This is a genomic window from Sciscionella marina DSM 45152, assembly GCF_000379465.1.
GTDB classification, from domain to species: Bacteria; Actinomycetota; Actinomycetes; order Mycobacteriales; family Pseudonocardiaceae; genus Sciscionella; species Sciscionella marina.
Genome location: NZ_KB905381.1, coordinates 854,947 through 878,518, shown reverse-complemented (window position 1 = coordinate 878,518; position 23,572 = coordinate 854,947). Strand labels below are relative to the sequence as shown.

Annotated in this window: 30 protein-coding genes and 1 pseudogene; 16 read left to right on the top strand and 15 right to left on the bottom strand. The window is 69.3% G+C overall.

All coding sequences use genetic code 11. The annotated features are described in order from the left end of the window. Positions 1-222: 222 nt before the first annotated feature. Positions 223-564 (bottom strand): ArsR/SmtB family transcription factor, encoded by a 342-nt coding sequence (locus tag A37U_RS0110140; RefSeq protein ID WP_020496526.1) that lies wholly within the window; start codon positions 562-564, stop codon positions 223-225. Positions 565-874: 310 nt separating this feature from the next. Between A37U_RS0110140 and mgtA the strand changes: the two genes are divergently transcribed. The 4 genes from mgtA to A37U_RS0110115 all read left to right on the top strand — a co-directional run bounded on the left by mgtA (position 875) and on the right by A37U_RS0110115 (position 7,295). Further along, entirely contained in the window at positions 875-3,457 is a 2,583-nt protein-coding gene (gene mgtA, locus A37U_RS0110130; RefSeq protein ID WP_020496524.1) for a magnesium-translocating P-type ATPase, read from the top strand. Between the two features lie 75 nt (positions 3,458-3,532). Further along, positions 3,533-4,258, top strand: a complete 726-nt coding sequence (locus A37U_RS0110125) for an MgtC/SapB family protein (protein ID WP_020496523.1) — start codon at positions 3,533-3,535, stop codon at positions 4,256-4,258. Positions 4,259-4,261: 3 nt separating this feature from the next. After that, on the top strand, positions 4,262-5,995 hold the full coding sequence (locus A37U_RS0110120; RefSeq protein ID WP_020496522.1) for an ABC transporter permease: 1,734 nt from the start codon (positions 4,262-4,264) through the stop codon (positions 5,993-5,995). 16 nt (positions 5,996-6,011) lie between these two features. Then, positions 6,012-7,295 carry an ABC transporter ATP-binding protein gene (locus A37U_RS0110115; RefSeq protein WP_020496521.1) on the top strand — a complete coding sequence of 428 codons (1,284 nt, stop codon included), beginning with the start codon at positions 6,012-6,014 and terminating at the stop codon, positions 7,293-7,295. Here A37U_RS0110115 and A37U_RS0110110 read toward each other — a convergent pair. The 5 genes from A37U_RS0110110 to A37U_RS0110090 are packed head-to-tail and all read right to left on the bottom strand — an operon-like array spanning position 7,277 to position 9,310. Next, positions 7,277-7,594, bottom strand: a complete 318-nt coding sequence (locus A37U_RS0110110) for a hypothetical protein (RefSeq protein WP_020496520.1) — start codon at positions 7,592-7,594, stop codon at positions 7,277-7,279. The genes A37U_RS0110115 and A37U_RS0110110 overlap by 19 nt on opposite strands. Then, a complete protein-coding gene (locus tag A37U_RS0110105; protein WP_020496519.1) occupies positions 7,591-7,977 on the bottom strand; it encodes an Asp23/Gls24 family envelope stress response protein in 387 nt (128 codons plus the stop codon). The genes A37U_RS0110110 and A37U_RS0110105 overlap by 4 nt, the downstream gene beginning before the upstream one ends. Further along, complete coding sequence (locus tag A37U_RS0110100; RefSeq protein ID WP_020496518.1) at positions 7,970-8,533, bottom strand: Asp23/Gls24 family envelope stress response protein; 564 nt, start codon at positions 8,531-8,533, stop codon at positions 7,970-7,972. Before A37U_RS0110100 ends, A37U_RS0110105 begins: the two co-directional genes overlap by 8 nt. Continuing rightward, entirely contained in the window at positions 8,524-9,072 is a 549-nt protein-coding gene (locus tag A37U_RS0110095; protein WP_020496517.1) for an RNA polymerase sigma factor, read from the bottom strand. Before A37U_RS0110095 ends, A37U_RS0110100 begins: the two co-directional genes overlap by 10 nt. 40 nt (positions 9,073-9,112) lie before the next feature. After that, positions 9,113-9,310 carry a CsbD family protein gene (locus tag A37U_RS0110090; RefSeq protein WP_020496516.1) on the bottom strand — a complete coding sequence of 66 codons (198 nt, stop codon included), beginning with the start codon at positions 9,308-9,310 and terminating at the stop codon, positions 9,113-9,115. Between the two features lie 172 nt (positions 9,311-9,482). Between A37U_RS0110090 and A37U_RS0110080 the strand changes: the two genes are divergently transcribed. From A37U_RS0110080 to A37U_RS0110060, 5 genes are read left to right on the top strand one after another with little or no spacing between them, the layout of a single operon-like run. Continuing rightward, positions 9,483-9,947, top strand: coding sequence for an Asp23/Gls24 family envelope stress response protein (locus A37U_RS0110080; RefSeq protein WP_020496514.1), 465 nt, complete (start codon positions 9,483-9,485; stop codon positions 9,945-9,947). A gap of 13 nt (positions 9,948-9,960) precedes the next feature. After that, entirely contained in the window at positions 9,961-10,137 is a 177-nt protein-coding gene (locus tag A37U_RS52555; RefSeq protein WP_020496513.1) for a hypothetical protein, read from the top strand. Between the two features lie 4 nt (positions 10,138-10,141). Continuing rightward, positions 10,142-10,465, top strand: coding sequence for an Asp23/Gls24 family envelope stress response protein (locus A37U_RS0110070; RefSeq protein ID WP_020496512.1), 324 nt, complete (start codon positions 10,142-10,144; stop codon positions 10,463-10,465). After that, entirely contained in the window at positions 10,462-11,001 is a 540-nt protein-coding gene (locus tag A37U_RS0110065) for a DUF6286 domain-containing protein (RefSeq protein WP_020496511.1), read from the top strand. The genes A37U_RS0110070 and A37U_RS0110065 overlap by 4 nt, the downstream gene beginning before the upstream one ends. Beyond that, a complete protein-coding gene (locus tag A37U_RS0110060) occupies positions 10,998-11,570 on the top strand; it encodes a hypothetical protein (protein WP_020496510.1) in 573 nt (190 codons plus the stop codon). Before A37U_RS0110065 ends, A37U_RS0110060 begins: the two co-directional genes overlap by 4 nt. Here A37U_RS0110060 and A37U_RS0110055 read toward each other — a convergent pair. Beyond that, the gene (locus A37U_RS0110055; RefSeq protein WP_020496509.1) at positions 11,567-12,361 is read right to left on the bottom strand and encodes an enoyl-CoA hydratase-related protein; all 795 of its coding nucleotides are present in this window, start codon (positions 12,359-12,361) and stop codon (positions 11,567-11,569) included. The genes A37U_RS0110060 and A37U_RS0110055 overlap by 4 nt on opposite strands. A 118-nt stretch (positions 12,362-12,479) precedes the next feature. On the opposite strand from A37U_RS0110055, the gene A37U_RS0110050 reads away from it, so the two are divergent. Continuing rightward, positions 12,480-13,253 carry a GNAT family N-acetyltransferase gene (locus A37U_RS0110050; protein ID WP_020496508.1) on the top strand — a complete coding sequence of 258 codons (774 nt, stop codon included), beginning with the start codon at positions 12,480-12,482 and terminating at the stop codon, positions 13,251-13,253. On the opposite strand, the gene A37U_RS54830 is transcribed toward A37U_RS0110050, so the two are convergent. Further along, complete coding sequence (locus A37U_RS54830; protein WP_240437540.1) at positions 13,238-13,753, bottom strand: MFS transporter; 516 nt, start codon at positions 13,751-13,753, stop codon at positions 13,238-13,240. The two genes, A37U_RS0110050 and A37U_RS54830, sit on opposite strands and share 16 nt — an antisense overlap. Between A37U_RS54830 and A37U_RS49480 the strand changes: the two genes are divergently transcribed. Beyond that, a complete protein-coding gene (locus tag A37U_RS49480) occupies positions 13,670-14,032 on the top strand; it encodes a TetR/AcrR family transcriptional regulator C-terminal domain-containing protein (RefSeq protein WP_240437538.1) in 363 nt (120 codons plus the stop codon). The two genes, A37U_RS54830 and A37U_RS49480, sit on opposite strands and share 84 nt — an antisense overlap. A 9-nt stretch (positions 14,033-14,041) precedes the next feature. On the opposite strand, the gene A37U_RS0110035 is transcribed toward A37U_RS49480, so the two are convergent. Both A37U_RS0110035 and A37U_RS0110030 read right to left on the bottom strand, forming a co-directional pair. Continuing rightward, entirely contained in the window at positions 14,042-14,794 is a 753-nt protein-coding gene (locus A37U_RS0110035) for a phosphotransferase (RefSeq protein ID WP_020496505.1), read from the bottom strand. Between the two features lie 4 nt (positions 14,795-14,798). After that, positions 14,799-15,980: an FAD-dependent monooxygenase gene (locus tag A37U_RS0110030; protein ID WP_020496504.1), complete on the bottom strand. Its 1,182-nt coding sequence runs from the start codon at positions 15,978-15,980 to the stop codon at positions 14,799-14,801. A gap of 46 nt (positions 15,981-16,026) precedes the next feature. Here A37U_RS0110030 and A37U_RS43025 point away from each other — a divergent pair, with 46 nt between their 5' ends. Then, positions 16,027-16,605, top strand: a complete 579-nt coding sequence (locus A37U_RS43025) for a TetR/AcrR family transcriptional regulator (RefSeq protein ID WP_020496503.1) — start codon at positions 16,027-16,029, stop codon at positions 16,603-16,605. 148 nt (positions 16,606-16,753) lie between these two features. On the opposite strand, the gene A37U_RS0110020 is transcribed toward A37U_RS43025, so the two are convergent. Then, the gene (locus tag A37U_RS0110020) at positions 16,754-17,299 is read right to left on the bottom strand and encodes a helix-turn-helix domain-containing protein (RefSeq protein ID WP_020496502.1); all 546 of its coding nucleotides are present in this window, start codon (positions 17,297-17,299) and stop codon (positions 16,754-16,756) included. A 69-nt stretch (positions 17,300-17,368) separates the two neighbouring features. Here A37U_RS0110020 and A37U_RS0110015 point away from each other — a divergent pair, with 69 nt between their 5' ends. Beyond that, complete coding sequence (locus A37U_RS0110015; protein ID WP_020496501.1) at positions 17,369-17,746, top strand: hypothetical protein; 378 nt, start codon at positions 17,369-17,371, stop codon at positions 17,744-17,746. Between the two features lie 199 nt (positions 17,747-17,945). After that, positions 17,946-18,710, top strand: coding sequence for a 23S ribosomal RNA methyltransferase Erm (gene erm / locus A37U_RS0110010; RefSeq protein ID WP_020496500.1), 765 nt, complete (start codon positions 17,946-17,948; stop codon positions 18,708-18,710). Positions 18,711-18,712: 2 nt separating this feature from the next. Here the strand turns inward: erm and A37U_RS53500 are convergent, their stop codons facing one another. Genes A37U_RS53500 through A37U_RS0109995 form a run of 3 tightly spaced genes read right to left on the bottom strand, consistent with a single transcriptional unit; the run spans position 18,713 to position 21,314 of the window. Next, positions 18,713-19,981, bottom strand: a complete 1,269-nt coding sequence (locus A37U_RS53500; protein WP_020496499.1) for an acetyl-CoA hydrolase/transferase family protein — start codon at positions 19,979-19,981, stop codon at positions 18,713-18,715. Next, on the bottom strand, positions 19,981-20,781 hold the full coding sequence (locus A37U_RS0110000; protein WP_026197060.1) for an HpcH/HpaI aldolase/citrate lyase family protein: 801 nt from the start codon (positions 20,779-20,781) through the stop codon (positions 19,981-19,983). The genes A37U_RS53500 and A37U_RS0110000 overlap by 1 nt, the downstream gene beginning before the upstream one ends. Further along, positions 20,778-21,314 carry a MaoC family dehydratase gene (locus tag A37U_RS0109995; RefSeq protein ID WP_020496497.1) on the bottom strand — a complete coding sequence of 179 codons (537 nt, stop codon included), beginning with the start codon at positions 21,312-21,314 and terminating at the stop codon, positions 20,778-20,780. The genes A37U_RS0110000 and A37U_RS0109995 overlap by 4 nt, the downstream gene beginning before the upstream one ends. Positions 21,315-21,396: 82 nt before the next feature. Here A37U_RS0109995 and A37U_RS43020 point away from each other — a divergent pair, with 82 nt between their 5' ends. After that, positions 21,397-22,305, top strand: a complete 909-nt coding sequence (locus A37U_RS43020; RefSeq protein WP_157182710.1) for a LysR family transcriptional regulator — start codon at positions 21,397-21,399, stop codon at positions 22,303-22,305. 14 nt (positions 22,306-22,319) lie between these two features. Beyond that, positions 22,320-23,123, top strand: a complete 804-nt coding sequence (locus A37U_RS0109985; protein ID WP_020496495.1) for an ABC transporter ATP-binding protein — start codon at positions 22,320-22,322, stop codon at positions 23,121-23,123. A gap of 168 nt (positions 23,124-23,291) precedes the next feature. Here A37U_RS0109985 and A37U_RS54825 read toward each other — a convergent pair. Beyond that, a pseudogene (locus tag A37U_RS54825) lies at positions 23,292-23,435 on the bottom strand (alpha/beta hydrolase); the annotation flags it as partial. Positions 23,436-23,572: the final 137 nt, after the last annotated feature.

Here is a 23,572-nt window from a genome sequence, read left to right as displayed (position 1 = left end):
GGACCACGTATGCCTTGTATCGCGAGCAAAAGCAGTATGTCGACAAGGATCCGGTCGAGTCGGTGATCGAGGAACTCCGGTTGTCGCGGAATGTTGCGCGTGGCCGATCGATCGATACCGTGGGAACAGCGATATTTCTCCGTGAGCGGATGCCCGGGATTCTCGAATGTATGCTCGACAAACACCTTCGGTTGCGCAGCACCCGCGCGGCGAGCTCACCCGCTAGGCACCCCGCGCCCGGTGCGTTTTCGGCTCAGCGGGACCACGATGGTGCTCGACCGCGAGCCCGACGAGCTCCACGATGTTCGAGTCGTCCACGAAGTACACCTGCCGCTTTCCCTCACGGCGGGCACGCACGAGACCGGCGAGCTTGAGCTTGGCGAGGTGGTGGCTGACGGTCGCGACGGACTGCCCGGTGGCCTCGGCGAGGGTCCCTACATCGCTTTCCCCGGAGGCGAGCAACCACAGGATCTGCAGCCGCACGCTGGCCGAGAGCAGCCCGAATGTGGCGGCGGTCTCCTGCAGCAGGTCGGGCGGGAGCGGTTCGGGAACCGGAATCGACACGTGTACTTGTCCTCTCGAGTCGGCAACACCATGGTGACGTACAACCCAACACTTGAGCAAGTATTTGACTGTTCGGACACTATGCGTTCTACTGGTGACCGAGGCGCGCCGCGGTGTGGATCCGGTGCGGCCCATGGAGCACAGAGGGGAGGTGAGCCGGGTGACCGGCGATCGAAGTAGCGGCAACAACCACGCGGACGATGGCAACGCGGAAGCCCGGCACGAGCGCTACCGGTGAGGGTCAGCGCTGTCGGCCCGCGTGCGCACGGACTGCCCTGTCCGGGCCGATTGCGAAGACGAGGACCCCGAAATGGTGCGTTCGGTTCACACACCCCCACCCGAGCATGAGCGGCTCGGCGAGGTGGCCGCGGCCCCCGCGCTGTCGGTCTACCGGATGCTGGAGAGCTCTCCGCACGGGCTCACCGAGGCCGAGGCCGAGGCCCGCGCGAGCGCGCGCCCCGAATCGGTGCCGCGCCGGTTTTCCCGCACCGGCACCCGGTTGCTCGCCGCGGCGCGCAGCCCGTTCGCCGCACTGCTCGCGGCACTGGGCGCGGTGTTCGTGGTGCTCGGGGACGCGCGCGGGGCGATGACCGTCGGCGTGATGGTCGGGCTGAGCATCGGACTGCGGTACTGGCAGCAGAACCGTTCGGAGCGGGCGGTGGCCGCGCTGCGGGCGAACGTGTCCACCACGCTGACCGTGCGCCGCCGCGCGGAGATCGGCCACCAGTCGCTCGAGCGGGATGTCCCGGTCGCCGATCTGGCCACCGGGGACCTGCTGATGCTCGTTCCCGGCGATGTGCTCCCGGCCGATGTGCGGGTGCTGTCCGCGCACGATCTGGTCGTGGACCAGTCCGCGATCTCCGGGGAGACGCTTCCGGTGCGCAAGCACGAGAACGGCCGGGCACATCCGGTCACCGAATCCCCTTCGCTGTGCCTGGCCGGGACATCCGTGGTCTCCGGCTACGGAACGGGGGTCGTGGTCGCCACCGGGAGCGCGACCTACGCCAGCGCGCTCGCTTCCGCGAGTGCCCGTGCCCGCCCAGAGTCCAGCTTCGATCGCGGGGTGCGCGCGGTCGGCTGGACCCTGGTGCGGTTCATGGCGGTGCTGGTGCCGATCGTGCTCGCGGTCAACGGCACGGTGAGCGGGAATTGGGGCCAGGCGGTGATGTTCGCGGTCGCGGTCGCGGTCGGGCTCACCCCGGAAATGCTTCCGGTGATCGTGACGACCAATCTCACCAGGGGCGCGGTACGGCTCTCCGAGGAGCAGGTGATCGTGTCCCGGCTGGACGCGATCCAGGACCTCGGCGCCATGGATGTGCTCTGCGTGGACAAGACCGGCACCCTCACCGAGGACCGGGTGGTGTACGCGAACAGCGTGGACATCCGCGGCCGCTCCGATGGGGCGCCAGCGGAGTACGCCTATCTCGCCGTACATTTCCAGGAGGCGCCGGGCGACCGGCTGGACGAGGCGATCATCGAGCAGCTGGCCGATGCGGGCGACGATGTGCTCGCCGAGGCCACCTTCACACCGGTGGACGAGCTCGTGTTCGACCACGCCCGGCGGCGCGCCTCGGTGGTGCTGCGCCGCGGCGACCAGGATCTGCTGGTGTGCAAGGGAGATCCGGAGGAGATCCTCACCCGGTGCACCGAGGTCCGCCGGGACGACGAGCAGTCCGTGCCCTTCGACCGCGGGGAGCGGCTGCGGGCCACGGATCTCGCGCGTTCCTACGCCGAGCACGGGATGCGGGTGCTCGCGGTGGCACTGCGTTCCTTCCCGGTGCGCGAGGGCCGGTACCGCGCCGACGAGGAGAACGAGCTGACCCTGCTGGGCTTCGTCGGGTTCGTGGATCCGGTCCGCGAGGGCGCGGGAGAAGCAATCGCCGCGCTGACCGCGCACGGGGTCGCGGTCAAGGTCGTCACCGGGGACAACGAGCACACCGCAGCCCGGGTCGCCCGCACGGTCGGCGTGGATCCGGGCGAGCGAGTCGTGCTCGGCGCGGAACTCGACCGGGCCGAGGGGGCGAGCCTGCGCGAACTCGTCGAGCAGGCAACGGTCTTCGCGAAGGCGACCCCGGAGAACAAGACCCGGATCGTCGACGTGCTGCGCGAAGGCGGGCACGCGGTCGGGGTGATGGGCGATGGCACCAATGACGCGCCCGCACTGCGCGGGGCCGATGTGGGGATCGCCGCGGACACCGCGACCGAGGTGGCCAAGCGGGCCGCGGATCTGGTGCTGCTGCGCAAGGATCTCGGTGTGCTGGCCAAGGGTGTGGTGACCGGGCGGCGCACGCTCGGCAACACGCTCAAATACATCACCATCACCGCGAGCTCCAACTTCGGGAACGTGTTCTCGGTCCTGGCGGCGAGCGTGTTCCTGCCCTTCCTGCCGATCCTGCCGATCCAGCTGGTGATCGCGAACCTGCTCTACGACGGGGCGCAGCTCTCCCTGGCCCTGGACCGGGTCGACCCGGGATACCTGCGGGCCCCGCGCAGGCTCAGCGCCGCCGGGATCGCCCGGTTCATGCTGGTGTTCGGGCCGCTGAGCTCGCTGTTCGACCTCGCGACCTTCGCGGTGTTGCACTGGGTTTTCCACGCCGGTGCCGGGGAATTCCAGACCGGCTGGTTCCTGGAAAGCCTGCTCTCCCAGCTACTCGTGGTGTTCGCGCTGCGTTCCTCGGGCGGCTTGCGGGTGTCCAAATACGTAGCCGGGGCGGCCGGGATCGTCGCGCTGCTCGGGATCGCGCTGCCCTTCTCCCCGCTCGCCGCGGCGTTGAGCTTCGAGCCGCTGCCCCTGTCCTACGCGCCGTGGCTGATCGCGGTGATCGCCTGCTATGGCGGTGCCGCGGTGCTGACCAAGCGGGTGTACCTGCGGGTGCGCGGCAGCCTGCTCTGAGCCGCTGCCCCGGAAACCGGGAAAACCACAGAAACCCTTTCACACACCGGAAAATCCGGCGAAAGCGAGCACGCCATGATGACCACGACGGAGACACTGCTGCGTCTCGCCTGCGGATTCGGGCTCGGCAGCGTGATCGGCTTCGAACGCCAGTACCGCGCCCGGATGGCGGGACTGCGCACCAACGCGCTCGTCGCGGTGGGCGCCGCGCTTTTCGTGCTGCTGTCCGCACACGGATTCCACGGCGGGAGCGCCTATCCGGCCGATCCGACCCGGGTGGCGGCGCAGATCGTGTCCGGTATCGGTTTCCTCGGCGGAGGGGTGATCCTGCGCGAGGGACTGACCGTGCGCGGGCTGAACACGGCGGCGACCCTGTGGTGCTCCGCGGCGGTCGGTGCACTCGCCGGAGCGGGGCTGTACCTGATCGCCGCCGCGGGCACGGTGGTCATCGTGGCCACCCATCTGCTGCTGCGGCCGATCGGGCACGCCGTGGACCGCCGACCGGAACCACGCAGGGAGATCCCGGCGCGCTACATCTTCCGCGCGGTGACCGACGAGGAGGCCCAGGCACATATCCGGACCCTCGTGGTGCAGGCACTGGCCACCACGGATTTCGCCTTGTGCTCCATGGAAAGCGAGACGATCGGCGAGGACGGCGGTGTCGAGGTGCGTGCCTCGGCGATGGCCGAACAGCGCGACGACAAACAGCTCGAGTCCGCGGTCAGTCTGCTCTCCTTCGAACCATCGGTGACCAGTGTCCGCTGGCAGGTCGAGTCCGCGGGCGAGAACGACGAAGGGTGAACCATGTCCCTGCTCCGTGTCTTTCCGGCCCGCGGAACCTTCACCCGCGGGCGAGGAGTCGCCGACGTCCTCGTGTTCCTCGGTGCCGCCGTCCTGCTGTGGCTGATCGTCCGCCTCGCAGGCGGAGCGGCGGCGCCGTGGAATCCGGACACCGCCGCGGCCAAGGTGTCCACCGATCCCACGCTGCTTCCCGAGTACGCCGGCCGTTCGCTGCTGCGCATGTTCGCCGCGCTCGTACTTTCCGTGCTGTTCACGTTCATCGTGGGCACCGCGGCTGCCCGGTTGCGGCGCGCGGAGAAAATCCTGATCCCGGTGCTCGACATCCTGCAGTCGGTGCCGATCCTCGGCTTCGTTTCGGTGACCATCACCGGATTCATCGCGCTGTTCCCCGGATCCGAGCTCGGCCTGGAATGCGCCTCGGTGTTCGCGATCTTCACCTCCCAGGTGTGGAACATGACCTTCGCCTTCTACCACTCGCTGCGCTCCCAGCCCCGTGAACTCGACGAGGCCGCGCGGCTGCTGCGGCTTTCCCGATGGCAGCGGTTCTGGCGGGTGGACGCCCCGAGCGGGATGATCGGCCTGGTCTGGAACGGGATGATGAGCTTCGGCGGCGGCTGGTTCTTCCTCACCGCGTCCGAGGCGATCAGCGTGAACAACCACGACTACGCGCTGCCCGGGATCGGTTCCTATGTCGCCGCGGCAAGCGATGCCGGGCAACTCGACAGGGTCGGGCTCGCGGTCGCGGTGATGATCGTGCTCATCATCGGGGTCAACGTACTGTTCTGGCGTCCGCTGACCGCGTGGGCCGAGCGATTCCGGGTGGAGGACTCGGATGTCGCCGAGGCACCGCGCAGCCTGTTCCTCGGGCTGCTGCGCCGGTCCCGCATTCCCGTGGCACTGCGCGCGGTCTTCGGCAGGCTGATCTATCCGCTGGACCGGTGCTTCGCGGTGTTCGGTCTGGCCGAGCACCGGATCGCCGGTTCCGCGCTGCGCCGCCGGGCCACCGATGTGGTCTTCGCGGTGGCGGTGCTCGCCGCGCTCGGCTACGGGCTCTACCGGATGCTGGCCTTCATCGAGGCCACCACGGGATTCGGCGAACTCGGGCACGCGTTGCTGCTCGGACTCGTCACCTTCGGCAGAGTGCTGGTGCTGCTCGTGGTGGCCACCTGCGTGTGGGTTCCGATCGGCGTGTGGATCGGGCTCAACCCCAGGGTTTCCCGGCTCGCCCAGCCCGTCGTGCAGGTGCTCGCCTCGTTCCCGGCGAACTTCCTGTTCCCGCTCGTGGCCGCGGTGCTGGTGGCCACCGGGATCGGCCTGGATGTCGGCGGGATCCTGCTCATGGCGCTCGGCGCGCAGTGGTACATCCTGTTCAACGTGATCGCGGGGGCCAGCGCGATCCCGAACGACCTGCGCGAGGCGGCGGCGAATCTGCGGCTGCCACGGAGACTGTGGTGGCGCAAGCTGATCCTGCCCGCGGTGTTCCCGAGTTACATCACCGGCGGCATCACCGCGGCCGGTGGCGCGTGGAACGCCTCCATCGTCGCCGAGATCGTGACCTATCACGGCAACACGCTCACCGCGACCGGGCTCGGCGCCTACATCACCGAGGCGACCGGCGCCGGGGACCCGGGCCGCATTCTGATCGGGGTCGCGGTGATGAGCCTGTTCGTCGTCGGGCTCAACCGGGTGTTCTGGCGGCCCCTTTACCGGCTCGCCGAAAAGCGCTACGCAATCTGAGACAGAGGGGAATCCCATGATGGGCAAGGAAATCCTGATCGAAGCCGCTGCGCTCGGGAAGAGCTTCCCCGGCGCGGCAGGCGATGAACTGCAGGTGCTCGAGGGCATCGACCTCCAGCTGCGCGCGGGCGAGATCGTCGCGCTGCTCGGGCGTTCCGGTTCGGGCAAGTCCACCCTGCTGCGCACTCTCGCCGGGCTGATCGCGCCGAGCAGCGGTTCGGTACGTTACCGGGGAACCGAACTGCGCGGAGCGAATCCGGGGACCGCGATGGTCTTTCAGTCCTTCGCGCTCATGCCCTGGCTCACCGTGCAGGACAATGTGGAGCTCGGGCTCGCCGCGCGCCAGGTCGCCCCGCGCGAACGCACCGAACGCGCGCTCGCCGCGATCGATCTGATCGGGTTGGACGGGTTCGAATCGGCCTACCCCAAGGAGCTCTCCGGCGGAATGCGGCAGCGCGTGGGGTTCGCCCGCGCACTCGTGCTCGAACCCGATGTGCTGCTGATGGATGAGCCGTTCTCCGCGCTCGACGTGCTCACCGCGGAGAACCTGCGCGGTGAGCTGATCTCGCTGTGGTCCGGGGAACGGTTCCCCACCAAGGCGGTCTGCGTGGTCACGCACAACATCGAGGAGGCGGTGCAGCTCGCCGACCGGGTGGTCGTGCTCGGTGCCAATCCCGGTCACCTGGTCGCCGAGGTCGAGATCGGCCTGGAACGACCGCGGGACAAGAAATCCCCGCGGTTCGCCGCCCTCGTGGAGCGCCTCTACGACCACCTGACCGGTCGCGAGCCCGGGGTCGATGTGCCCGAACCCGCGGAGGCCACCCCGACCGCGCGCCCGCTGCCCCCGGTCTCGGTCGGCGGGCTTGCCGGGCTCACCGAGATCGTGGGCGCGAGCGGCGGGCGTGCCGAACTGCCGGACATCGCAGGGGAACTCAATTTCGAGATCGACGATCTGTTCCCCCTCGTGGACGCGGCGACCATGCTCGATCTGCTCACCGTGGACGGCGGGGAGCTGGCGCTCACCACCACCGGCAAGGAGTTCACCGGAGCGGATATCCAGCGCAGCAAGGAGATCTTCGCCGCACAGGTCCGAGACCGGGCCCCGCTGGTGCGCACCATCGTCCGTGCGCTGGCCAGCAGCCAGAACGGGAAACTGCGCGCGGATTTCTTCCTCGACCTGCTGCGCCGGGGTTTCCCGAGCACCGAGGCGCGCCAGCAGCTGGACACCGCGATCGACTGGGGCCGTTACGGGGAGCTGTACGACTACGACACGGATTCCGGTCAGCTCACCGTGCCCTGATCCAGGGCGGCCCGATCCAGATCGGCCACCACGAGCCGTAGCCGGGCGTCCGGGACCTCGCTGTCCGCCAGGATCGGGCGGACAGCGGCCTCCAGCTCGGTGAGCAGCCCCGGCAGCGGCAGTTTCGCGGCGACCAGCCGGATCTCCACCAGTTCCGTGGACACGTCGACGGCGAGCGTGTCCACATTCCACGCGGTGCGCACGGTCTTCGGCACCGTGGCCGGTGTCGCCGGCCGCAATCCGTCCACAGTGGACACAGCGGCCAGCAGCTGTTCGGCGAGGCCGGTTTTCTGGTTCATGCCGGAGGTTCTCCGTTCGCACTGAGCTCGACGTCCAGAACGGACACGGTGACAACACTTGCGGTCAGCCCGGTGGCGGAGGCGATCGCCTCGGCGACCGCACGCTGCGCCCGCGCGGCCACATCCGCGGCCCGCGCCGAGCCGGAGACGGCCAGATCGAGCCCGATCCGCACCTCGCCGTCCGCCATTACGGCCCGCGCCCCCTCGGACGGCGCACGTTCCAGCCCGCCGAGACGTTCGCGCACCCCGCGGCCCATCCGGTCGAGCAGCCCACGCAGTCCCGGCTCCATCCGGACCACGCCGGGCGTGCGCCGCGCGGCGTCCACCGCGATGGCGGCGAGCACCGCCTCGTCGAACACCCATTCCGCTCCGGCGCTAGACATCGTAGACATCCGCGATGTGCACATCGAGCCGGGCGAGCTCGAATCCGATCCGGTTCGCGCACGCCGCCCGCACCCGTTCCCGGACGATCTCGGCCGCCGTCTCGACCCCGGTCGCGTGCGCGACCGCGATCGTCAGCTCCGCGGTCACGAGCACCACCCCCTCCCGGCTTTCATCCGCCACCCGGACCCGGCAGCGCCGCGCCCGCACCCCGGTCACCTCGTCCGCCGCGTACCGCAGCACGACCGCGACCGCCTGCTCGCTGATCTCCACCGGACCGAGTTCGGTCGGCGGCAACGGCAGCAGATCTCCCCTGCGCACCTCGGCACGCACCGCGGACATGATGCGATCGGTGAGCGCGCCCGAGGGCCGTTCCTGATCGGTGAGCAGCTCGGCGGTGGCCGCGTGCAGCGCCCCGAGGCTCTCCCGCGCGGTCGCGCAGTGCCGGCATGAGGCCTCGTGTTCATCCGTGCGCCCCGCTTCGAGGTTCTGCCACACCTGTTCGAGCTCGCGCCCGCAGGGCAGCAGATACGGCTCGTACCCTGGCGTCATCGCCATGGCCGCATCACCTCTGCCAGTTGTGCGCGGGCCCGGGCGATGCGCCCGCGCACCGCGGTCGGGCTCGCGCCGACGGCCGCCCCGATCTCCTCGTAGGAGCGCCCGTGCACTTCTCTGAGCAGCCAGCATGCCCGCTGCTCGGGGGTGAGTTCCCGCAGGGCCCGGTTCAGCACCGCGAGTTGCTCGCTCACCTGCGCGCTGCGCTCCGGGCCCGCCTGGTTGCCGGGTGCCGCGATTTCCTCCCAGTCCACATCGGCGCTCGGTTTGCGCGAGCGCAGGACGTTGAGGCAGCGGTTGGTCGTCGTGCGGTAGAGCCAGCCGAGGAACGCCGCGTCCTGTTGCAACTGGGCGAGCCTGCGCCACACGGTGAGGAAGACCTCCTGCACGACATCCTCAGCGTCCCCGCGGTTGCCGAGCATGCGCAGCGCGAGCCGGAACATCCGGTCCTGATGGCGGCGGACGAGCTCTTCGTACGCGCGCACGTCACCGTCCCGGGCGCGTGCGACCAGGGTCGCGTCGTCGAGCTCGTCCGCTACCACTCGGGTCCGCCACACCTTCTGTTCCGCACGGCCGAGGACCTCAATCCTTCTTGAAGGCCTCCTTCGCCTTCCCGGCCGCATCGCTCACGGCGTCCTTGACGCCCTTGGCCGCTTCCTTGAACTCGGCCTTGGCCTGGTCGCCCTTGCCCTCGGCGTCGAGCTTGTCATCGCCGGTCGCCTTGCCGGCTGCTTCCTTCGCCTTCCCGGCGAGGTCGTCCATCTTGTCACCGAAAGACATGCCGTTCTCCTTCAGTCCATCACTCGATACGGTCACTGTCACGAGCCTGGACACCGCATTCGGCGAATTCCTCACGATCTCGGCTCGGTGATACGTATCACATGGAGATACCGTGACACAGGAAAGTGCTCGGTGTCGTCAGGGATACCCGAAAAGCGTGAGGAGAATTCGAATGACCACTCAGGAAACGAAGGCGACGGATCCGAAAACCGGCGAGAACGCGGACCGGACTCCCGGTGAGGGCACCACGAGCATCGCGGACACCGTCGTGGCGAAGATCGCCGGGGTGGCCGCGCGCGAGGTCGCCGGAATCCACGACCTCGGCGGCGGCGCGGCCCGGGCCATCGGGGCGATCCGCGACCGTATCCCCGGAACCGGTCAGAGCGCGGGCCAGGGTGTCTCGGTCGAGGTGGGCGAGAAACAGGCCGCGGTGGATCTGCAGATCGTCGTGGAATACGGGGTCTCCATCGCCGATCTGACCAAGGCGGTCCGCCGCAACGTGATCACCGCGACCGAGCAGATGACCGGGCTCGAGGTGGTCGAGGTCAACATCGCGGTCAATGATGTCTATCTCCCCGGTGACGACGAGGAGGACGACGGCGGCGGGGATTCCGGTACGGGCGAGCGTGTCCAGTGAACGGAGAGAACTCATGAATTCCACCAGTCTCGGGCTGATCGCCGGGCTCGCGCTCGGACTCGCCGCCGCCCTCGGTGGTTTCGGCGCATTCCTCATCGTGCTGGTGCTCGGCGCGGTCGGTCTGCTCGTCGGGCGATTCCTGGACGGCAAGATCGACCTTTCCCGGTTCATCGATCGCGACCGGGGCTGAGCGCATGACCGTGCTCAGCGCCGCACCGGCAGCCGATCGCGGGAAGACGACCATCGCCGACCGCGTCGTGGAGCGCATCGCGACGAGGGCACTGGCCGGGATGGACGGTATCGGGACGGCGACGGCGACGGCGAACATCGAGGGCAACACCGCGACCGTGCGCCTGCGGGTCTCGGTGCGCTATCCGGAGCCGGTGAGCGAGGTGACCGGCCGGGCCCGGGAGCTCGTGCGCGAGCGGATCGGGGAACTGACCGGTCTCGGCGTCCCGCGGGTGGACATCACGGTCACCGCGCTGGAGACGGCGAACGACACCAGGAGGGTGCGATGATCCGCAGGCCACGGCGCTCGATCGCGGCCGCGCTTGCCGCGCTCGTACTGCTCGGCGTGTGTGCGCTGCTCGCGACGAGCACGATCCAGCTGCTCACCGGGTATCCACCGGTGCTCGGCTACCGGCAGCTGTTCGGCACGCTGCACGGACTGCGCTGGATCGACACCACGGTGTTGATCGCCGGCTGTGTGGCCGCCGTGCTCGGGATCGTGCTGCTGCTCACCGCGTTCCTGCCCGGCGCGCCGAACGCCCTCCCGCTGCGGGACAACGAATCCGGACTGCGCGCCTGCGCCTCGAAACGGAGCCTGCGTACCACCCTGCGCACCGCGGCGAGCGGCGTGGCCGGGGTCGAGCGGGCCAAGGCGCGGTGCACCCGCAAGGGAGCGCACATCACGGCATATACCACCCATACGGAGGATTCCGCGTCCTTCGCCGAGGAGATCGGCGCGGCGGTCGAACGCCGTATCGAACAGGTGGAACTCGTCACCCGGCGTCCGGTCCGGGTGCGGATCAGGCAGCTGAGGTCGAAGCGATGAACCTGCCCAATCGTCCCGCCCGGCTCAACCGCACCCTGCTCGCGGTCCTCGGACTGGTGCTGCTCGCCGCGGGCGCCTTCGCGCTCGGCACGGCGACCGGGGTGCTTCCGGTACTCGGCAAGGATTCCGCGCTCATCCCCAGGCTCGCGGTACCGCCGGATTGGGTGAGCATCGTGGTCGCGGTCGTGGCCGTGCTGCTCGGGCTGCTCTGCCTGCGCTGGATCTTCGCCCAGCTCGGCCGCAAGCCCGCGAATACCACGCTGCGCCTCGAGGAGCCGGAATCCGCGGGCAACACCAACCTGTCCACGAGTGTCGCGGTCGTCCCGCTCGCCGCGGAGATCGGTGCCTATCCGGGGGTGTGCAAGGCGGCCGCCCGCCTGGACGGCAAGCGATCCGAACCGGTCCTGCACCTGACCGTGAGCGTCACCCACGAGGCGCCGCTGTCCGCCATCCGGGAGCGCATCGCCGGGGAAGCGGTCCCGCGGCTACAGCGGGCGCTGGGTTTCGTGCAGCTGCCCGTGACGATCGAGGCCCGGTTCCGGGACGGCTCGAGCGCCCGGGTCGATTAAGAGCCCAGCGGCGGGAATTCCGGGGCGCGCGATTCCAGATAGCTGCGCACCCCCTCCACGAAATCCGGGCGCTCGAAGGATTCCTGCATGAGCCGTTTCGATTCGGCGAGCGCCGCGGCGAAATCCGATCCGGCGGCGGCACGGACCTGTTCCTTGATGATCCGCATCGCGGTCGGGGAACAGTTCTCCGCGAGGTCGCGGGCATAGGCGATCGTCTCCGCGAGCAGGTTCGCCGGCTCGCACACCCGCTCGGCAAGCCCGATCCGGACCGCCTCCGCGCCACGCACCGCGCGCCCGGAGAGCAGCAGATCCAGCGCGGCGCCCCGGCCGATCAGCCGGGGAAGCAACCATGCGCTGCCGTACTCCGCGACGAGCCCGCGCCTGGCGAACGAGGTGGTGAACTTCGCTTCCGCCGTGGTGAACCGCAGATCGCAGTACAGCGCCTGCACCATGCCGAGCCCGGCTGCTGCCCCGTTGACCGCGGCGATCAGCGGTTTGCTCACCCCGAGCGGGAATTCCACCGGTCGGTCGCGCAACCGCTCCCGGTCCCCCGCCGAGGCGCCCAGCGCGTTCAGTCCCTCGAGATCCGCCCCCGCGCAGAAGCCCCGGCCCGCCCCGGTCACCACGATCGCGCGGACCGCGGGATCGGCATCGGCCTCGGCGAGCTCGGCGAAGTAGCGCCGCTCCAGCTCGAGTGTCCAGGCATTGAGCCGCTCCGGGCGGTTGAACACCAGCACGCGCACCGCGCCGTGCCGCTCGACGAGGAGGACATCGTCCTGGCTGGCTGCCATGGGCGGATTCTCTGGCCGCCCGGAGAGGGTGTCAAGAACGCCTATCACACCCGGGGACACCGGCAACCGGGACGCTCGTACTGGAAACCCCGCCCCGGCACGCATAAGCTCGGGGACCATGGTCACCTCGCTCGGCTTCCGGACCGATCTCGCCCTGCTCGAACGACAGGGCAGCACGATCGACGAGCACGAGGGCTACACCATCGTGCGGACCCTCGAGAACCCGAGCTTTCACTGGGGGAACTTCCTGCTGCTGCACGACGCGCCGCCCCAGGAGGCGGTCGAATCCTGGGTGCGCACCTTCGGCGAGGTGTTCCCGGGCGCCGAACACATCGCGCTCGGGGTGGACGCGACCGAGCCCGCCGTGTACCGCTCACCGAAGCTGGAGTGTCAGCGGGACACCGTGCTGACCGCGAGCGAGGTGCACGAGCCACCGCGCCCGCACACCGAGGCGAAGATCCGCAGGCTCGACGGGGACGCGGACTGGGCCGCCGCGCTGGAACTGATGCGCGCCAGCGCGAATGTCCCGGTCAACGCGCACAACCTGGCCTACACCAGGGCGAAACAGGCCGCGATGCGCGAGCTGCACGAGGCGGGCAGCGGGGCCTGGTTCGGCGCGTTTCTCGACGGGGTGCTCGCTTCCGGGCTCGGGGTGTTCGAGGCGGGCAACGGGCTCGCCCGGTTCCAGAACGTCAGCACCCTGGCCTCCTACCGCAAGCGGGGACTCGCGGGCACCCTCGTGCACGCCGCGAGCCGGTTCGCGTTCGACCGGCTCGGCGCGCACACCCTGGTCATCGTCGCCGACCCGCAGGACGACGCGATCCGGGTGTACCGCTCGGTCGGGTTCGCCGACACCGAGACCCAGACCGCGCTCTATCACGCGCCCTGGTGACCACGCAGCGCCAGCACGGCGACGAGCGCACCGAGCGCGGCCGCACCCGCCGCCACACACAGCGCGATCCCCTGCGCCCCGGTGAACGCGAACCGGACGGCGGCGGCGAACTCCGGCCGGTGCACCGTGTAACCGAAGCTCGCGGCCACCGAATCCCCGAGCCGCCCCGGGAGCGGTTCCGGTAGCCGCGCCCGGTATCCGGCGGCGAACAGGCTGCCCAGCCCCGCAACACTGAGCGCGATCCCGAGCTGCTGGTGGGTGTCATTGAGTGCGGCGCCCATGCCGGCGCGTTCCCCGGAAACCGCGCCGAGCACGGTGCTGTTGGTGCTCGGTCCCGCGAACCCCGAGCCGCTCCCGGCAAGCAGCAGCCCGAGCATCGCGACCAGGAGGGGCGAGTCCGGAGTGAGCGTGGCGAGCTGCGGCACCCCTGGTCGGGAACACTGGCCGGCAGCAGGCCGCTCATCGGCCCGCACGCGCTGGCCAGGGCCGAGTTCGTGCACACCGCGCTGCTCGCGGGCGGGTTCACCGGCTCCGATCTCACCGCGGCCGCCGCCGCGGTCACCAACCTGGTCATCGGCTCGGCGGCGGCCGAATCGGCCTGGCCTTCCGGGGAGGCGGAACCGGCAAGGGCCCGGATACGCGCACACCTGCTCGCGCACGCCGCGGACTACCCCGGCCTCGCCGCGCACCCGCCACCCGCCGAGGACGATTGGGACACGCACTTCGAGAAGGGGATGAACTACCTGCTCGCCGGACTCGCGACGAGCAGCCGGGACTGAGCGGATCGCCTAACCGAACAGCGCGGCGTTGGCCCGGATATAGCCGATATCGCGCAGGTACAGACGATCGTGCCCATCCTCGAGGTGCCGCGTGAAGGCGGCGTTCCCGCGTGCGGCCTCGGCACGCATGAACTCCACGAGCGCACCCAGCCGGTCCGCGACGAGTTCCGCGATGTTCTCCCGGCCGAACTCCCCGTAATGCGCGCGGAACAGCCTCGCCCGCCGCGCCTGTTCGGCCGGTGCGCCGAAGCCGTCGCCGTTGTCCGGATGGCACAGCGGCGCGAACCGGTAGAGTGCGTAGGCCACATCCCAGGAGCGCGGTCCGGGATGCGCGGTGTCGAAGTCGATGATCCCGATCGCCCGCCCGCGCGCGAAAACGCAGTTGTACGGCGCGAAATCACCGTGACAGATCACCTCGACCGGGGAACGCGGCGGAAAATACCAGCCATCCCGCACCTCTGCGGCCAGGGAAACCGTCGCATCGTGGTAGGCGCGCAACATCCGGGCCGCGGACACGAGCGCGGTGTGCGTACGGGCTTGGCGCGGCAGCGGATAATTCCCCACGGTGCCCGGCAGGTACTCGAGCACATCCCTGCCGTGCTCGTCCACGCCGAGAAACCGGGGCGCGCGGGAGAATCCGGCCGCGCGCAGCCGCGCGAGCAACAGCGGGATCCGCTCGCCGTGCCGCGTTTTCCGCACCGTGGCACCCGCGCGCACCGCGCCGCCCATGCCGCCGGTGAGCGGGATTTCCTTGTCGCACACCGCTTCAGGCTATCCGCTGCGGGATCGGGTATTCGGGAAGCGGTGCGGACCGCTTGCGCGAGGAGCCCGGTTTCGCGAGCGGGGCAAGGAATCGGGCCGCGAGGTTCCGCGTGCGGAGGCCCGTCCTGCTCGCCGGAACCAGCACCCCGCCGCCGTACCCCACCCGCGACTGGCCGCGCCGCACCTGGGCACGCAGCACCTGTTCGTACCCGCGCAGCGCGCGCACCGGATCCCCGGTCGCCGCGAGTTCCCCGGCCAGGACATAGGCACCGACCATGGCCAGGCCAGAACCGGTCCCGGACAGCAGCGCCGGACAGTACGCGGCATCGCCGAGGACCCCGATCCGCCCGCACGACCATTCCGGCATTCGCACCTGACTGACCGTATCGAAGAAGAACTCCGCGCTGCCGCGCATCGCCCCGAGCAGTTCCGGTGTCCGCCAGCCGAGACCGGTGAAGTTCTCGGCCAGCAGTTCGCGCTGCGCCGCCTGATCCCGATGGTCGTAGCGCGGAGCCGGTTCCCGGGACAGGAAGATCACCCGCGCGTGATCGTGGTTGCCCGAGCGGTACACGCCGACCGCCTTGCCGGGCACGTTGTACAGCAGGACCTCCCGATCCCGCCCGAATTCCCGCGCCACCGTGGCCACCCCGACCATGCAGCCCAGGTGGTGCAGGTAATTCTCCTGCGCACCGAAGACCAGCCCGCGCACCGCCGAGTGCAGCCCGTCCGCACCGAGCACCAGTTCGAACCGGCGCGGCACGGCGTGCGCGAAGCTCGCGGTCACCCCGTCCGCATCCTGGTCGAGCGCGGTGATCGTGTCCCCGAAGACATACTCGGTGTCCCGCTCGCTCGCCCGGTAGAGGATGCGCACCAGGTCACCCCGCATGGTCTCGATGTCACCCGCCGCACCGAAAGCCGTCATCGGAACCCGTGCCCCGACCACGCCCTTTTCGTCCACAATGGACAGATTCCGGATGTCGGTGTGCGCGGCGCGGATCTCGTCGAGCACTCCCATGCGCTCGGCCACCTCGAGGGACTGGCCGCGCACATCCACCGGTGACCCCCCGGTGCGCAGATCCGGCGCCCGCTCCACCACCGTCGGCCGATACCCGCACCGGGCGAGCCAATACGCGAGACTCGTCCCCGCGATCCCCGCCCCGCTGATCAGAACCCGTCGCTCCGTCATACCGGCTCCTCGATGTTAGTGGCTAACATATGTTAGTTTATAACACATGAGCGAGGTGCACGAGCGGCGGAAGCGACGGACCCGGCAGTCCATCCAGGAGCACGCGATGCGCCTGTTCCTCGAGCAGGGTTTCGAGGCGACCACGGTGAACCAGGTGGCCGAGGCCGCCGAGGTGTCCGCGATGACCGTCTACCGGCACTTCCCCACCAAGGAACACCTGGTGCTCAGCGACGACTACGACCCGGACATCCTCGAGCTCGTCCGCACCCGGGATTCCGGCGAACCACTCGTCGCCAGGATCGGCCGCGCACTCGCGGACGGGCTGTCCCGGCTCAGCGCTCCGGAACTGGACCTGCTGCTGCGACGCATCCGCCTCATGCTGAGCGCGCCGACACTGCGTGCCCGGCTGCTGGAGAACCAACACGCTACCCAGACGGCCGTCGTCGCGGCGCTGCGCGCGGAACGTACCGACCCGGATTGGGAGTTCCGGCTGCGGATCTGCGCGGACGCCTGCTTCACCGCGACCACGACGGCCCTCATCCGCTGGGCCGAGACGGATGGCGCGCACCGACCGGGCGAACTCGTGCACCGGGCGATCGACTATCTCGCCGAGGAAACCGGATAAGGTCATCAAAGGCCTGCAGGGCCGGTAGGGTCGCGACCGCGGCGCACCACGTTGTTCGGATCAGCGAGCAGACGGTGGGCTACGCGAGCCCTAGTTCCTCGATCACCGAATCCCGCGCCAGCCCCCCCGGTCCGTTCACCCTGCACCGTCAATCCCCCGGCACCAGCACGGTGGACAGGATCCGCCTGCTTCGCCCCGGAACCTCCGCCTTGCCGGTGAAGGACTGCAATAGCTCCACATACCGGGCGAGAAAGTCCGCGAACTCCTCGTCGGTCAGCAGCAGGGCGCTCTGCCGCAGCGTCACTCCGTCGGCGACAGGGTCGAGCTGTTCGCGTTCGAGGTAGCGGTCGAAGTCGCCGGTGACCCCGGCGATGAAAACGGTGACCATGGCGCGCAACCGTTCCCGGTCCACCGACTCGTCCTGCTCGACCTCGGCGCGCAATGCGTAGGTGCGCTCCACGGCCCCACGCACCCGCCGCTCGCTGGTCACGGTGAGCACCTCGGCGCGTACCAGCTTCGCCACGTGCCGGTAGAGCGAGGTCGGCGGCACGTCGTCGAGCAATTCGGCGAGCTGGCCGGTGGTCAGCGCGCGCCCGATGAGCGACTGGGTGATTCGCCAGCGCACCGGGTGATGCAGCAGTTCGACCGGGTTCGACGAGGCCGGGTTCGTTGAGTCGGGGTTCGTTGCGGACATCCCTGGCGCACCATTTCCAGATGTGGTAATAATACTTCTACTGGTAACAGTCTAACCACTGGAGGGGTCATGGCTTCGGTATCCGTCGAGGACCGTGTGGTGCACGTGGAGCTCGGCCGGTTCGAGCGGTTGTTCGCAGGCCGGCGCGCCCGGTTCCGTATTCTGTTCGGTGACCTCGCCGAGGCGGAGGTGGTGCACCATCCGACGAGGTGGCGGGCGAGCCCCGGACTGCGCGCCGGGCTGTACGTCACCGGGGTGCTCAAACTCGGCCGCTGGGGTATCGGCACCGCGCGGCGGCGTTTCGTCAGCGTGCGCAGGTGGGTGCCCGCGGTGCGGCTCGTGCTCGATCCCGGGGTCACCGAGGAGTTCGGCTACGGCGAACTGCTGATCAGCACCGCCGAAGCCGAGGAGGTCCTGCGCCGGATCGAGTGCGCGCGGGTACCGTGATGCTAAACTGACGGCGATGGGTATCAACGCAATTTTCTTCACGCGGATTCGTCGCGACTAGCGGCGAGCTGACTTCCGCGTCTTCTCCGAGAACGTCCGGTAGCTCCGCCGCGTCCGCGTCTTTTGCCAATGCAAGAGCCCCTTGCCGGCGCGGTCATTCGGGCTGCCCGGCTCCGACGTTTCCTCGCGGAGAATACCCATGCCTGCCACGCACTACGGTGGTCCACACGAACTCGGTCAGAATTTCCTCGTCGACCGGAAAATCATCGCGCGCATCACCGAACTCGTCGCGCGCACCGAGGAACCGGTCATCGAGATCGGTCCCGGAGACGGCTCGATCACCCTCGCGCTCGGCGCCACCGGGCGCCCCGTCACCGCCGTCGAACTCGACCCGCAACGCGCGCGGCGGCTGCGAAACCGTGCACCGCAACACATCTCGGTGGTCAATGCCGACATCCTCGGTTACCGGTTTCCCGCCGCACCGCACGTGATCGTCGGCAACCTCCCGTTCCATCTGACCACCGCGCTGCTCAAACGCATCCTCGCCGCGCGCGGATGGCGCACCGCGATCCTGCTCGTGCAGTGGGAGGTGGCCAGGCGCCGCGCGGGAGTCGGCGGGGCGAGCCTGCTCACCGCGAGCTGGTGGCCCTGGTACGAGTTCTCGCTGCACGGCCGCGTTCCCGCACGCGCGTTCCGCCCGGTTCCCGCGGTGGACGGCGGACTGCTCGCGATCCACCGGCGAGCCGTACCGCTCGTGCAGAAACCCCAGCCGTACCAACGATTCGCCCGGGAGATGTTCACCGGTCGGGGCCACGGAATCCGGGAAATCCTGCTGCGTAACGGGAAACCGCGCCGCTCCCGGCTCGATGCCGTGCTGCGCGAGCACGGCATCGAGCCGAAGGCCCTGCCCAAGGAACTGACCGCCGAGCAGTGGGCGGCGTTGTGGCGACTGGTGCAGGAATAACGTCAGTGCAACAGCCCGGACGCGCGCGCCTCCCGGCTCAACCGCTCGCGGTGTTCCGGGTGCGCGATGGCGATCAGCGCCTGTGCCCGATCGGCGAGACTGCGCCCGCGCAGGGAGGCGATCCCGTACTCGGTCACCACATGATCGATGGTGTTCTTCAGGGTGGTCACCACGCTGCCCGGGGTGAGCGTGACGTTGATCCTGCTCTGCCCTGAACTCGTGGCCGAGTGCAGCACCAGAAAGGCCTGCCCGTTCTCGGAATACATGGCCCCGCGAGCGAAATCGGCCTGTCCACCGGACGAGGACCAGTACTTGCCCGCGATGGTCTCGCTCGCGGCCTGCCCCATCAGGTCGACCTCGCTGGTCGCGTTGATGGACACGAAGTTCGGTTCGCGGGCCACCACCCGAGGATCGTTGACCCAATCGACCGGGAGCATCGAGACCGCGGCGTTGTTGTGCAGCCAGCGCTGCATCTTCCGGGAACCGACACAGAAGGTGGCCACGTGTTTGTTGCGGTACTGGTGTTTGCGGGTTCCGGTGATCACGCCCTTGTCGATGAGCCGCATGATCCCGTCGGAGAGCGCCTCGGTGTGCACCCCGAGATCGCGGTGCCCGGCCAGCGCGGCGAGCAGCGCATCGGGCACCTTGCCGACCCCCACCTGCAGGCAGGATCCGTCCGCGATCCGGCCGGCGATCGCGGCCGCGATGGCGTGGTCGCGCTCGTCGGGTTCGCTCGGGTGCACATCGGGCAGTTCGAGCTCGGTGCGGCACCATCCGGCGAGCTGGCTCATGTGCACCTGGTTCTGCCCGAAGGTGCGCGGCATGTGCGGTGTCGCCTCGAGGAAGAACGGCACCTCCCCGATGAACGCGCACGTGTAATCGGCATTGGTGCCGAGGCTGAAATAGCCGTGCTCATCGGGAAGGCTCGCCGCGGCAAGCACGATCGGGCGCGGTGCGGTGCGCCGCAACAGCAACGGCATCTCGCTGAAGTGGTTCGGCACCAGATCACAGTTCCCCGCCCAGTAAGCCTTGCGCGAACCGGGCCCGAGGAAGTAGTCCACATGCCGCAGGTGATCACCGAACTCGCCGTGGATGTAGGCGCGCTCGTGGAACGGATCCATCCGGTGGATCCGCACCCCGTCCAGTTCCCATGCATGCCCCTCGAGCGTGTCGAGCAGCGTGGCGGGCTCGCCGAACTGGATCGGCACGATCACATCCGTGCCCGGTCCGATGTGCTCCAGGACATCCTCGGGCCGTCCCTGCTCGGTCATCACTGTCCTTCCTCCTCGAGGAGCCTGCGCGCGAGTTCCACGCGCGGTTTGTCGATCATCTGGCCGTTCACCCGTACCGCGGAGGTGCCGGATTCGGCGACCGCGGCCAGCACCGAACGCGCCCACTCGAGTTGTTCGGCGGCCGGGCGGAACGCCGCGTTGATCCCGGGCACCTGGCTCGGATGGATCGCCAGCTTGCCGCCGAAACCGAGCCGGTGCGCCGCATTCGCTTCCCGGGCAAGGAGTTCCGCGTCATCGAGCGCCGTGGTCACCCCGTCGACCGGGGCAGGAATACCGGCGACCCGCGAGGCGAGCACGATCCGCGAGCGCGCGTAGAGCAGTTCCTCCCAGCCCACCTCGATCCCCGCGTCCAGACCGAAATCCAGTGAACCGAACGCGAGCCGCGCAACGCCGGGCACCCGGGCGATCGAGGTGGCCTCGTGCACCCCGAGCGCGGACTCCACCAGCGCGATCACCGGCGTTCCCCCGCTCGCGCGGTGCACCTGATGCAACTGGTCGACCTGTTCGCTTTTCGGCAGCATGACCCCGCGCAGTCCGGGCGCCCCGGCCAGCGCGGCGATGTCCTCGGTGTGCCACTCGGTCCCGGTCCCGTTGACCCGGACACAGGCCTCGTGCTCGCGCACCCACTCCGCGACCGCGGTGCGCGCGGATGCCTTGTGCTCGGCGGAAACGGCGTCTTCCAGATCACAGACCACCGCATCGGTCCCGCTCGCGGCCGCCTTGGCGAACCGTTCCGCACGATCACCGGGAACGAAGAGCCAGGACCTCGGCGCGCTCACCGGATCGCCTTCCGCGCGTGCTCGTCCCACACCGGTTCCACGGTGCCGAACTCCGGGCCGTGCCCACGCCGGTAGACCATCACCGTGCGCTCGAACGTGATCACGATCTCACCTCGCTGGTTGTAACCGATGGTGCGCACCCGCACGATGCCCGCTTCCGGATGGGATTTCGAGTCCCGGGTGGACAACACCTCGGACTGCGAATAGATCGTGTCCCCCTCGAAGACCGGATGCGGCAGCCGGACCTTGTCCCAGGCGAGGTTGGCCAGGACATGCTGGGAGACATCGGTGACGCTCTGCCCGGTGACCAGGGCCAGGGTGAACGTGGAGTCCACCAGTGGCTTGCCGAACTGGGTCTGCTTCGCGTAGTGCGCGTCGAAGTGCAGCGGCGCCGAGTTCTGCGTCAGCAGGGTGAGCCAGCTGTTGTCCGTGGTCGTGACCGTGCGCCCGAGCGGGTGCCGGTAGACCTCCCCGACGGTGAAGTCCTCGAAATAGCGCCCCTGCCAGGCGATGGTCGCTGTCTGTTCACTCATGCCCTCAGCATCGTCGCGGCGCGCGGATAACGGAAATGACCGAAGCCGAACTGGTCCATACGTGCGACGTATCATCACCGGCGTGACGGTCGACGAGCTGCGCTGGTTCCTCATTCTGGCCGAGACCGAGCACGTCACCGATGCCGCCGCCATGCTGCACATCACCCAGCCGACGCTGTCCAGGGCCATCGCCCGGCTGGAGCGGCGACTCGGCGCACCGCTGTTCGACCGGGAGAGCCATCGCTTGCGGCTCAACGAGTACGGCGAGGTGTTCCGCACCTACGCCCGGCGCGCCCTGGACGAACTGGCCACCGGACAGGACCGGATCGCGGCGATGCTCGACCCGGGATGCGGCACCGTCAGCCTCGCCTTCCCGCACTCCTTCGGTTCCTGGCTGGTGCCCGAGCTGATCAGCACCTACCGCCCGAGCGCGCCGGAGACCCGCTTCCTGCTGCGTTCGGATTCCGCGGACGCGGTACTCGCCGCGCTGCGCGAGGGCAGCGTCGACCTGATCGTCACCAGCCCGGAACCGCGGGCCCCGGACATCGAGTGGTTCCCGTTGCGCACCCAGCGGCTCTGGCTCGCGTTTCCCGGACAGCATCCGCTCGCCGGGCGCGATTCGGTCAGCCTCGCCGAACTCGCGCAGGAGCAGTTCGTGTTGCTGCGCCCCGAATTCGGCCTGCGCCAGATCACCGATCGGCTGCTCGCCGCCGCCGGGGTGCGCCCGGACATCGCGATGGAGAGCACCGAGCTCGCGACCATCGGCGGGCTCGTCGCCTCGGGTATCGGGATCGCGGTGCTGCCCGGTCCCGCCGTGGCCGGTACCCGGCTGGTGCGGATCAGCGACAGCGGCGCGTACCGCACGATCGGGCTCGCCTGGCACGGTTCGCGGCACACCACCCGGACGGCGCACCGGTTCCGCGCCTTCATCACAAGCCATGGTGTCCCAGGATCCGGGCCGACTACACTCGCCGATAGCTCAGACGTCTGATGATTGGTAGGTCGATGACCGGAACCGCGGTACTGCGCACCGAGGGCGTGGACCTGGTGCGCAACGGCAAACTCCTGCTGAACGGCATCGACATCGCCGTGCGCGAGGGCGAGCACTGGGCGCTGCTCGGCCCGAACGGCGCGGGCAAGAGCACCCTGCTCGGCCTGCTCGGCGCAGTCACCCACCCCACCCGCGGCACCGTGCACGTGCTCGGAAATCAGCTCGGCAAGGTGGACATGCGCGAACTGCGCAGCCACATCGGCCACGTCAATCCGCGGCACCCGCTCGGCACCCCGCTCACCGTGTTCGAGGTAGTGCTCACCGGGATCACCAACACCACCGAGCTCGTGCCCCGCTGGTCACCGAGCCCGGCGGAACGCGCGCAGGCAGGCGAACTGCTCGACATGCTCGGGATGACGGGCAACCGCGAGGAGCGCTGGCCGACCCTGTCCCAGGGCGAGCGCGGCAGGACCCTGATCGCTCGCGCGCTCATGCCCAAACCTCGGCTGCTACTACTCGACGAACCCGCGACCGGGCTCGACCTCGCGGCACGGGAACAGCTGCTCACCGCGATCGACGGGCTGCGCGCCGGGCATCCCGAACTGGCCAGCGTGCTCGTCACCCATCACCTGGAGGAACTGCCCGCGAGCACCACGCATGCCCTGTTGCTGCGCGAGGGCGCGCGCCTGGCCAGTGGGGCCGCCGAAGAAGTCATCACCACGGATCTGGTCAGCGAATGCTTCGCACACTCGGTGGAGATCGAGCGCACCGCGGGCCGGTGGAGCGCGCGCTCCCCGCGGCTGGCCACGGTCGGCTGAACCCCGGAACCCTTGGCGAGCCGCGGAATCAGAGCGCCGCGAGCACCCGGCACCGATCCCGGAGCGTGCGTTCGCTGACCGCGCGATCTCGACGCTGATCCGGTCGTGTGCGTGGCTGACGCCTTCGAGCACGTGCAGCTCACAGGCGATGCCCGCCTGGAAGAACCCGCGCGCATAGTCCACAGACTCGTCCCGGAAGATGTCGAGCTCGCCGACCTCGATGTCGGCGGGAGCGAGATCGGTGAAGTCCCGCAGGCGCCCGGGTGCGGCCGCGGGCGGAATCCGGTCGGTGCCGAGGTCCTCCCCGAGCACGGCGTGCCAGCAGGTCCAGTTCCGGTCCCAGTTCCAGGACGCAGAGGGCTCCAGAACCGGATCGGGCACCGAGCGGTCCCTGGCGAGAAACCGTCGACGCGATGCTGCCGGACTGGCTCGCCCAGGACAGGATTCTT

What these genes read in the sequence shown, in the direction of transcription:
- A37U_RS0110120 (WP_020496522.1), top strand. Translation starts at nt 4,262, where the DNA reads ATGTCCCTGCTCCGTGTCTTTCCGGCCCGCGGAACCTTCACCCGCGGG.
- A37U_RS0110070 (WP_020496512.1), top strand. Translation starts at nt 10,142, where the DNA reads ATGACCGTGCTCAGCGCCGCACCGGCAGCCGATCGCGGGAAGACGACC.
- A37U_RS0110050 (WP_020496508.1), top strand. Translation starts at nt 12,480, where the DNA reads ATGGTCACCTCGCTCGGCTTCCGGACCGATCTCGCCCTGCTCGAACGA.
- A37U_RS52555 (WP_020496513.1), top strand. Translation starts at nt 9,961, where the DNA reads ATGAATTCCACCAGTCTCGGGCTGATCGCCGGGCTCGCGCTCGGACTC.
- A37U_RS0110015 (WP_020496501.1), top strand. Translation starts at nt 17,369, where the DNA reads ATGGCTTCGGTATCCGTCGAGGACCGTGTGGTGCACGTGGAGCTCGGC.
- A37U_RS0110030 (WP_020496504.1), bottom strand. Translation starts at nt 15,980, where the DNA reads ATGACGGAGCGACGGGTTCTGATCAGCGGGGCGGGGATCGCGGGGACG.
- A37U_RS0110090 (WP_020496516.1), bottom strand. Translation starts at nt 9,310, where the DNA reads ATGTCTTTCGGTGACAAGATGGACGACCTCGCCGGGAAGGCGAAGGAA.
- A37U_RS0110105 (WP_020496519.1), bottom strand. Translation starts at nt 7,977, where the DNA reads ATGTCTAGCGCCGGAGCGGAATGGGTGTTCGACGAGGCGGTGCTCGCC.
- A37U_RS0110055 (WP_020496509.1), bottom strand. Translation starts at nt 12,361, where the DNA reads ATGGCAGCCAGCCAGGACGATGTCCTCCTCGTCGAGCGGCACGGCGCG.
- A37U_RS0110020 (WP_020496502.1), bottom strand. Translation starts at nt 17,299, where the DNA reads ATGTCCGCAACGAACCCCGACTCAACGAACCCGGCCTCGTCGAACCCG.
- A37U_RS0110125 (WP_020496523.1), top strand. Translation starts at nt 3,533, where the DNA reads ATGATGACCACGACGGAGACACTGCTGCGTCTCGCCTGCGGATTCGGG.
- erm (WP_020496500.1), top strand. Translation starts at nt 17,946, where the DNA reads ATGCCTGCCACGCACTACGGTGGTCCACACGAACTCGGTCAGAATTTC.
- A37U_RS0110080 (WP_020496514.1), top strand. Translation starts at nt 9,483, where the DNA reads ATGACCACTCAGGAAACGAAGGCGACGGATCCGAAAACCGGCGAGAAC.
- A37U_RS0110110 (WP_020496520.1), bottom strand. Translation starts at nt 7,594, where the DNA reads ATGAACCAGAAAACCGGCCTCGCCGAACAGCTGCTGGCCGCTGTGTCC.
- A37U_RS0110115 (WP_020496521.1), top strand. Translation starts at nt 6,012, where the DNA reads ATGATGGGCAAGGAAATCCTGATCGAAGCCGCTGCGCTCGGGAAGAGC.
- A37U_RS53500 (WP_020496499.1), bottom strand. Translation starts at nt 19,981, where the DNA reads ATGACCGAGCAGGGACGGCCCGAGGATGTCCTGGAGCACATCGGACCG.
- A37U_RS0110100 (WP_020496518.1), bottom strand. Translation starts at nt 8,533, where the DNA reads ATGGCGATGACGCCAGGGTACGAGCCGTATCTGCTGCCCTGCGGGCGC.
- A37U_RS0110065 (WP_020496511.1), top strand. Translation starts at nt 10,462, where the DNA reads ATGATCCGCAGGCCACGGCGCTCGATCGCGGCCGCGCTTGCCGCGCTC.
- A37U_RS0110060 (WP_020496510.1), top strand. Translation starts at nt 10,998, where the DNA reads ATGAACCTGCCCAATCGTCCCGCCCGGCTCAACCGCACCCTGCTCGCG.
- A37U_RS0109985 (WP_020496495.1), top strand. Translation starts at nt 22,320, where the DNA reads ATGACCGGAACCGCGGTACTGCGCACCGAGGGCGTGGACCTGGTGCGC.
- A37U_RS43025 (WP_020496503.1), top strand. Translation starts at nt 16,027, where the DNA reads ATGAGCGAGGTGCACGAGCGGCGGAAGCGACGGACCCGGCAGTCCATC.
- A37U_RS0109995 (WP_020496497.1), bottom strand. Translation starts at nt 21,314, where the DNA reads ATGAGTGAACAGACAGCGACCATCGCCTGGCAGGGGCGCTATTTCGAG.
- mgtA (WP_020496524.1), top strand. Translation starts at nt 875, where the DNA reads ATGGTGCGTTCGGTTCACACACCCCCACCCGAGCATGAGCGGCTCGGC.